At 68.0% G+C, this 8,295-nt stretch carries 8 protein-coding genes; 6 read left to right on the forward strand and 2 right to left on the reverse strand.

Features of this window, described 5'->3' with window-relative positions:
- Positions 1-288 (forward strand): hypothetical protein (locus tag AB0I04_RS54605; protein WP_360904800.1); only part of this gene is annotated, 288 nt, incomplete at its 5' end.
- Between the two features lie 64 nt (positions 289-352).
- Here the strand turns inward: AB0I04_RS54605 and AB0I04_RS54610 are convergent.
- Both AB0I04_RS54610 and AB0I04_RS54615 read right to left on the reverse strand, forming a co-directional pair.
- On the reverse strand, positions 353-937 hold the full coding sequence (locus AB0I04_RS54610) for a tetratricopeptide repeat protein (protein ID WP_360904803.1): 585 nt from the start codon (positions 935-937) through the stop codon (positions 353-355).
- A gap of 8 nt (positions 938-945) precedes the next feature.
- On the reverse strand, positions 946-3,057 hold the full coding sequence (locus AB0I04_RS54615; protein WP_360904806.1) for a serine/threonine-protein kinase: 2,112 nt from the start codon (positions 3,055-3,057) through the stop codon (positions 946-948).
- Positions 3,058-3,529: 472 nt separating this feature from the next.
- On the opposite strand from AB0I04_RS54615, the gene AB0I04_RS54620 reads away from it, so the two are divergent.
- From AB0I04_RS54620 to AB0I04_RS54640, 5 genes are all read left to right on the forward strand, one after another.
- Complete coding sequence (locus tag AB0I04_RS54620; protein ID WP_360904808.1) at positions 3,530-4,138, forward strand: hypothetical protein; 609 nt, start codon at positions 3,530-3,532, stop codon at positions 4,136-4,138.
- Positions 4,139-4,351: 213 nt separating this feature from the next.
- Complete coding sequence (locus AB0I04_RS54625; protein WP_360904811.1) at positions 4,352-5,317, forward strand: ABC transporter ATP-binding protein; 966 nt, start codon at positions 4,352-4,354, stop codon at positions 5,315-5,317.
- Between the two features lie 2 nt (positions 5,318-5,319).
- Positions 5,320-6,099 (forward strand): ABC transporter permease, encoded by a 780-nt coding sequence (locus tag AB0I04_RS54630; protein WP_360904814.1) that lies wholly within the window; start codon positions 5,320-5,322, stop codon positions 6,097-6,099.
- Between the two features lie 20 nt (positions 6,100-6,119).
- Positions 6,120-7,442: a sensor histidine kinase gene (locus AB0I04_RS54635; RefSeq protein WP_360904817.1), complete on the forward strand. Its 1,323-nt coding sequence runs from the start codon at positions 6,120-6,122 to the stop codon at positions 7,440-7,442.
- Positions 7,439-8,101, forward strand: a complete 663-nt coding sequence (locus tag AB0I04_RS54640) for a response regulator transcription factor (RefSeq protein WP_360904820.1) — start codon at positions 7,439-7,441, stop codon at positions 8,099-8,101. The genes AB0I04_RS54635 and AB0I04_RS54640 overlap by 4 nt, the downstream gene beginning before the upstream one ends.
- Positions 8,102-8,295: the final 194 nt, after the last annotated feature.

Below are 8,295 nucleotides of genomic sequence, written 5' to 3' on the forward strand. Positions count from 1 at the left end.
ACCACGCTCATGGCGGCCGCCCGTACGGCCTGGCAGGCGGCCGGGTACACCGTCGCCGGCGCGGCCACCGCGGCGGTCGCCGCCCAGAACCTGCAGGCCGAATCCGGCAAGGCCCTGTGGCACGCGCCGCCCCCAGCCGGCCTCCGCTACGACGCCTGGTTCCTCGACGAAGGCCGGTGCTACGCCCTGGCCGTGAACCGGCGGGACACGACCTTCCAGCTCGTCATCACCGACCTGCATACCGGCACCAACCTGAGAGAACTGTGGTGGCGACCCAATATTCGGTGAGCCTTCCGTCCTTGCTCGCGGGATGTCGTTTCCGTGACGCCAGCAATCACAAGTTGTGCTGAGGCTAGGTGCGCTTGGCTTGTTGTGTGCGGTGCCATTGAACGACTCTGATGGAGCGGTCGTCCACCCCGGGGACCGATGCGATGAGTTCTTCCGCCAGGTCGAGAAAACGGGGGTACTCAGCCTGGTCGTTGAGGTCGTAGTAGTCGTCGACCAGGGCCACGATGGCCTTGACGAATTCCGGATGCGAACGTCCGTAGGTGAGGTAGCAGATCGTCATGTTCTGCTCGTCGAGGAGAAGCGCGTCGGCCGGGCGGCCGAGCCTCCGATAGATCCCTGCGGTTTTCGCCTGCGCTTCACCGTGGGTGGGGTGCTTCCCCCCGAACTGCTCTGCGGTGATGGCCTGGACTCGGAGGAAGAATGGAAGAGCCTCTGCGGGTCTGTCGAGATTGGCGTAGGCGGTACCAAGCATCACCAGGATCGGAAAGAAGTGCCTGCTGTCGGGGCCGAGTAGCTCCTCCCCAGCCCGCAGCGCCTGCTGGAACAGAGGGATCGCTTCTTCGAGGCGATTCGCCAGGCAGAGCTCGCTGCCCTCCTCGTACGGGAGCCACATGGCGGCCAGCTGCGGGTCCTGCTCGGAGTACTTCATCCGCGCCCCTAGTTCTTCCCGGTGAACCGTGCGTTCGTCGCAGCCAGGTAAGCCGCCCCCGGGGCGTACTCCGGTCGCGGGTCTCCATGGTTCACGAAGGTGCCCATTTGACGGAGAAGATCCAGTTTCCGTTCCATATGGAAGACCAGCGCCACCGCGTCGCTTTCGAGCTCGGGTCTGCGGCAGTCGCCGTAGGCGCGGACGGCGTGCCGGGCCAGGCCAAGGACGATCTCGTACTCGGCCGGGTTCCTGCGGGGATGGGCGTGTTTGGATAGGTGCGTGGCCAGCGCGTAGGTGTTCTGTCCCACCAGAAGCCGCCGTCCCGTAAGGTCGGCCAGTTCCAGACTCCGGTACCAGCAGAGGATCGCCTGGACGAGTCCGCCAGGGTTGATGTCCAGGTGCAGGTAGCCCTGGTTCATCAGCTCGATCGCGGCCCCGACTCGGTCGCTGATCTGCAGCGCGAGGTCGAGACCCCTCTCGGAGAATTCGAGCGCCAGTACGGGATCGCCCAGTTTCCGATGGATCGAGGAGATCCGGCTGAACGCGGCGGCCTGATGCCTGCGGTCGCCCATTTCCTGGAAGACGGCAAGCGCAGCCTCGGCGTGATGCAGCGCATCCGATCCTTGGTCCGCTGCCATCGCGAGCCAGACAAGGGCCAGCCCGAGCCGGTCGCCGAGTTCCTCGAAGCGGGCGGCCGATTCGCGGATGTTCACGCGCGCCACGTCGCAGCGGCCCATCATCTCCAGCAGGTTCCCGCGATTGAGCAGGGCGCCGGCGACTGAGCGCCGGTCGTCGAGCCCGCGGTGAAGCCGCAGGCTCTCGTCGATGGCGGCGAGTGCTTCGCCGTACCGGCCCCTGTCTCGGAGTATGTTTCCGACGTTGTTCCACACCATGGCTTCCACGGACCGCACCTTCTCGGCACGTGCCAGTTCCAGTGCTTCCAGGTAGAACCCGAGCGCGTGGCCGCCCCTCCCGATGGCGCTGGCCGCCTGTCCCAGCGAGTACAGCGAAAGACTTCTGGTCAGGCGCCCTGTGGCGGAGATCGCCGCCTCCGTAGGCGCCGCCGGCAGGGGCCGTGCCGTACTGGCCGTCCACGCCGCCGCGAGGGCCGCCTCGGTCTCGGCCCACGACGATGGCCGACGCTCCGGGGTCAGGGCCATACAGGACAGGACGAGCTCGCGCAGTACATCCGGCCAGTCCTGGGGAATCGGCGCGCGCTCGGCCATCCCCGCCTGGTGAGCTGCACGCAACTGTTCCAGGCCTCCCCGGTGAGCGGCCATGACATGAACTCCGGTGAGCATCTCGTAGAGGATCACCCCGAAGGAGTACAGATCGGCCCGCGCATCCACCGGATCCGCCGACCACTGCTCGGGGGCCATGTAGGACGGCGTGCCCGAGCGGTCGCCCTCTTCCACGGTCCGGAACAGGGCGCCGGAGCCGATCGAGCGGATGGCCAGCGCCAGCCCGAAGTCGGTCACCTTGGCGTTCCCGTCCGGGCCGACCAGGATGTTGGCCGGCTTGAGATCGCGGTGCACCAGGCCGTGTACGCAGTCACCCGCGTGCCGCATCCCACGGGCGATGTCCAGGCCGTACTTCAGAGCCTCCTCCCGCGGCAGGCCACGGCCGCGCCGCAGCCGTTCGGTCAGTGAGGCGTCGCCGAGTCCCTCGCCCGCCGCAACGAACTCCAGAACCAGATGCGGAACCCGCCCGGGGCCGCCGAGGAACACATCCTCAGCGTGGACGACATTCGGATGCGGCGAGATCCGGGTCCAAACCGCCGCCTCCTGCAGGAAGCTCTCCCAGTTCCAGCCGTCACCCGCCAACCCGGGGAGCATCGTCTTCACGGCCACCGAGCGATTGCCCTGCGGGTCGAGGCAGAGATAGACCACCCCCATCCCACCCGACAGCGAGCGAGCGACCTCGTATCGCCCATCGATGAGGTCACCCACACCAAAAAGATCATCCATCCGACGATTATCGCGACCAGACGGACACTCGATCCAGATCGGGTTATCGGGAAACGACCTACGACCCGCCGGAAAGCGATCACCTAGGCCTCGACCGAATCCCTGATCAACCCCGAAAAAGCACCAACAGTGCGATCTACCAGCAACAATCACCCGAACCCAGGACCACCAAGGTCGCTATGGCCGCTTTTCGACATATCTCGGTCGTGTGTCCCATCTACTGACACTTTCGTGTCGCGACGACTGACACTCTCATGTCGCGGTCACTGACATTCCACGTCGCAGGCCACTGCCACTCTCGTGTCGCTCGCACTCGGCTACCTGGCGGCTGAGGACACGTTCGGGGCGGAGGGCCTCCTCGTAGGTTTGTACGTAGGCGAGCGGGCCCGCTGCTGGCCGGTGGGATGCTCGGTGACGGCCTCGAAACAGGCCGCGGTGACGGTTACCGGAGGTGCGGACCATGGTTCGGCGTTCGCGACTGCGTCCGGTGGGGGATGTGGCACCGGCCGACTGGGTGGTTGCGGGGGTCGGGCCGTTCGGGTCCGGCGTGGGGGCTCTTGTGCCGCACGGGTTCGAGGCGTACGCCCGGATTCTGCATCCGGCGTCGGCCTCTGACGGAAGCCCTGTGACGTGGGCCGAGGTGGCCGCGTGGTCGGGCAGGGTGGTGCATTCGCGGGTACAGTTCGGGGCGCTCGCCACTCCTGCGTCGGATGTGCTGGCGGCGCGGCCTTGGGAGGAGGAGCCCGACCCAGGCACGCTGCCCCCTGCCGTGTTGGCGGCGCTGTGTGACGTCCTGGCCCGCCACACCACGTCGGGTGACCGCTGCTGGTTCTGCGCCTGGGACGGGTACGGGGCCATGTCGGACGGTCGCACGACCGTCATTTTCGCGTCGGACGGGGACGTGCCTCTGGAGTCGGATCTGCTTCCGCCGGAGTTCCCGCCGGACATCGTCAATGGCCCTCGAGTGGAACTGCCGGAACGCAGCCATCTCCTACTCGAGGGCCCGCTCGACGCCGCCGGGGAACTGGCGATGTCACTCTTCCCGCAGTCACCCAGCCTGTTCTGGCCCGACGACCGGGCCTGGTGTGTCGCGACGGAGATCGACCTCGACTCCACCTATTTCGGCGGCACGGCGGCACTCGTTGCCGACGTGCTGGCGGATGAGCGACTGGAGGCCGTGCCGGTCGAGGTGACCGATCCTGTGTGGGTGGACAGCGATGAGGTCAATCGCTGATTCCCAGGGTCAGCACTTCTTGAGGTGCACCCATCCGGCGGCCGGCGGGTTCGCGGTCAACCGATCGATGGATCGGCTCGACCGTCCGGACTATCCGGTATTTCAGCACTTGACCCGCGGGGTTTCGCCGGGCGGTCGATACCGCGTCCGGGCGGACTTCGCGAGGCTGAAGGCACCTGACCGCGATGGACGGAATGCCGGGAGTGCTACCGCATGCCAGCAGTGATCGAGGTGCAGAACCTGCACAAGAGCTACGGGGACACCGTGGCGGTCGACGATGTCTCCTTCACCGTCCAGGAGGGGGAGATCTTCGGAATCCTCGGCCCCAACGGCGCGGGCAAGACCACGACGGTGGAGTGCGTCGAGGGGCTGCGCAGGCCGGACCGGGGCGAGATCAGCGTGCTCGGGCTCGACCCGCAGCGGGACCGCGCCGAGCTGACACAGGGGCTCGGTGTGCAGCTCCAGGACGGCGAGCTGCCCAACCGGTTGAAGGTCGGGGAGGCACTCGCGCTCTACAGCTCCTTCTACCGGGCACCGGCGGACTGGCGTGCGCTGATGGACGCGCTCGGGCTCGCGAGCAAGAGCTCGACCAGGTACGGGAAGCTGTCCGGCGGCCAGAAGCAGCGGCTCTCGATCGCGCTGGCGCTGATCGGGAACCCGCGGGTGGCGGTACTCGACGAGCTGACCACCGGCCTCGACCCGCAGGCCAGGCGCGACACCTGGCAGCTGATCGAGGATGTGCGCTCCCGCGGCGTCACGATCGTGCTCGTCACCCACTTCATGGAGGAGGCCGAGCGGCTGTGTGACCGGATCGCGCTGATCGACACGGGCCGCGTCGTCGCGGTGGACACCCCGGCGGGGCTGACCGAACGGGTCCAGACCGAACAGCGGATCCGCTTCCGGCCGTCCGTGCCGTTCGACGACCGGCTGCTGACCAGTCTGCCGGACGTGACCAGCGTCATCCACCAGGGCGATGTCGTGGTGGTCACGGGCAACGACAACGCGCTGAACGCGGTCACCTCCGTACTGGCCCGCAACAACGTCGTGGCGCGGCAGCTGCGCGTGGAGCAGGCCAGCCTGGAGGACGCCTTTGTCGCGCTGACCGGACGGCAGCCGGAGACCGAGCAGCAGGCGAGCCAGAACCAGCCCGCCGGGTCAGACCAGGACCAGGAGAAATGATCATGCCCGTCACCACCGCAACACCGCTGGCGGCCGCGTCGCGTTCCGGGATCGGGCGGCTCACCGTCACCGAGCTGAAGCTCTTCATCCGCGAGCGGGTCGGACCCATCTGGGGCGTCGGGTTCCCGCTGCTGCTGTTGATCATCTTCGGCGGCATCCACTCCTTCCGGACGCCCCAGAAGGACTTCGGTGGCGCCACCACGCTCGATATCTACGTGCCCGTTCTGATCGCGTTCTCGATCGCGATCCTCGCGCTCAGCGCCCTGCCGATGGTCCTGGCCGGTTACCGGGAGAAAGGCATCCTGCGCCGGCTGCGGACGACGCCGATGGGCCCGGTCCGGCTGCTCACCGCCCAGCTCGCGGTCAACTTCGCCGTCACCGTGGTCACGGTGAGCGTGATTCTCGTGGTGGCCAGGGCGGCGTACGACGTGGCCCTGCCGAAGCAGTTCGCGGGGTTCGTCATCGCCGCGTTGCTCACCGCCGCCGCACTTCTGGCGGTCGGCCTGTTCGTCGCCGCGACGGCCGGGAGCGGGCGGGCCGCGCAGGCGATCGGCACGATCCTGTTCTTCCCGATGATGTTCTTCGCCGGCCTGTGGGTGCCCATCGCCAAGATGCCCGAGCTCCTGCGCTACATCAGCCACGGCACCCCGCTCGGCGCGGCGGTCCAGGCACTGCAGAGGGCGGCCGAGGGGCACTGGCCGCACGCGCAGCAACTGCTGGTCATGGCGGCGTACGTGGTGGTGTTCGGGCTGGCCGCCGCTAAATTGTTCCGTTGGGAGTAGATCGCAGCGGAAGGATGCAAATGAGCAATCCGATGCCGCTCCCCCGGCAGGAGCAATGGGGTCGGCGATTGCTTCCGCTGGTGACCGTCGTGCCCTACGTCCTGCTGGCGATCATGGTTGGTGTCACGGTCGCGATCAGACGGTCCCACGGCGACTCCCTCACCATCGATCTCGCGCTGTGCGCGCTGACGGCGGCGTGGATGATGTGGATGTTCACGCTGCATCCGGCCTGGCGGGAGCGCCCGCAGGTCATGGGGCTGTTCATGGGCGTGCTGATCGTGCTCATGGCGATCCTGGTGATCAGGGATCCCTGGTTCGGGCTGTTCACGCCCGCCGGCTACTTCTACGCCTTCCGGATTCTGCCCTGGCCGTCGGAGCTGGCCGCCATCGGCGGGGTGGCGATCGTGGCGGGCACCGCGCAGGCGGCTCCCATACCCAAGACGAACGTCTACGGCGTACTCGGCTACCTGTTCGTCCTCGCCGTGAACATCATCCCGATGTGCGGTCTCGCCTGGCTCGGCCAGAAAGGCGAGGAGCACGAGGAACTGCGGGAGCAAGCCCTCGCGGAGGTGAACGAGGCGAACCGCAGGCTCGCGGCGAGCATGGCCGAGAACGCCGGCCTGCAGCAGCAGTTGCTGACCCAGGCGAGGGAGGCCGGGGTCTCCGACGAGCGGCAGCGGATGGCCCGCGAGATCCACGACACGCTGGCGCAGGGGCTCACCGGAATCATCACCCAACTGCAGGCGGCCGAGCAGTTCGCCGATGATCAGGCGCTGTGGCGCCGGCATGTTCAGGCGGCGACCCGGCTGGCCAGGGAGAGCCTGTCCGAGGCGCGGCGGTCGGTCCACGCGCTGCGTCCCGAGGCGCTGGAGACGGCACGGCTGAGCGAGGCGCTGGCCGGCGTCGCCGAGCGCTGGTCGGCGCTGCACGGCATCGAGGTCCAGGTCACCACGACCGGCACGGCGCGGCCGATGCCGCCGGAGGTCGATGTCGCGCTGCTGCGCACGGCACAGGAGGCGCTGGCGAACGTCGCCAAGCACGCGCGGGCGACCAAGGTCGGGCTGACACTGTCCTACATGGAGAACGAGGTCGCGTTGGACGTGCGTGACAACGGCAGGGGCTTCGAACCGGACCGCTTCGGCGACGGCGGCGGCCCGCCGGACGTTGGAGATGAGGGTCCGCGGCGTCCGGACGCGGGCGCGCAGGGTGGCGGGTTCGGCCTGGTCGCGATGCGGCAGCGTGTCGAGAGCCTGTCCGGGACGCTCCAGATCGAGTCGGAACCGGGTGTCGGCACGGCCATCTCGGCCTGCATCCCGGCCGCGCCCGCGGGAGCCGGCGCATGAGCCACGCGACCGGCGCTCCGATCCGGCTGCTGATCGCGGATGACCACCCCGTGGTCAGGGACGGGTTGAGCGGTATGTTCGCGCGCGACCCGGGCTTCGAGGTGCTCGGCGAGGCCGGCGACGGCGCCGAGGCGATCCGGCTCGCCCAGGTCCTCAGACCCGACGTGATCCTGATGGACCTGCGGATGCCCGGCATGGACGGCCTGACCGCGATCACCGAGCTGGCCCGGCGGGGCATCACCGCGCGCGTGCTCGTGCTGACCACCTATGACACCGACAGCTACGTCCTGCCGGCGATCGAGGCGGGTGCCACCGGATACCTGCTCAAGGACGCTCCCCGCGACGAACTGCTGCGAGCGGTACGCGCGGCCGCCCACGGCCAGTCGGTGCTCTCGCCGTCGGTGGCGACCAGGCTGATGAGCCGGGTCCGGGAGCCCGGGACCAAGCCGCTCAGCCGGCGAGAACTCGAAATCCTGGAACTGGTCGCGGCCGGGACCACCAACCGGGACGCGGCGGCCAAACTGCTCATCAGCGAGGCCACCGTCAAGACCCACCTGGTGAACATCTACGCCAAGCTCGGGGTCGGCGACCGCGCCGCGGCGGTCGCCGAGGCGTTCAACCGGGGACTGCTCACCCCCAGCACGCCGGAACAACCGTGACGCCGAGCACCGCACGGGTGGGGCGATCTCTTCCCGGCCTCGGGTGAGCGGGTAGCCGGGCTCTTCCCTCACCGCGCCCCTGGTGACCTTGGGGGTCGCCGCGACGTGGATTGCCCTGGACGAAGGCAAATCGGGAATATCATTCTCAATCACCAGTTGGATTTTAGTAAGATCTTTTTGTTTTTGTTATTGTT

It is taken from the genome of Actinoallomurus sp. NPDC050550 (genome assembly GCF_040655075.1).
GTDB lineage: Bacteria > Actinomycetota > Actinomycetes > Streptosporangiales > Streptosporangiaceae > Actinoallomurus.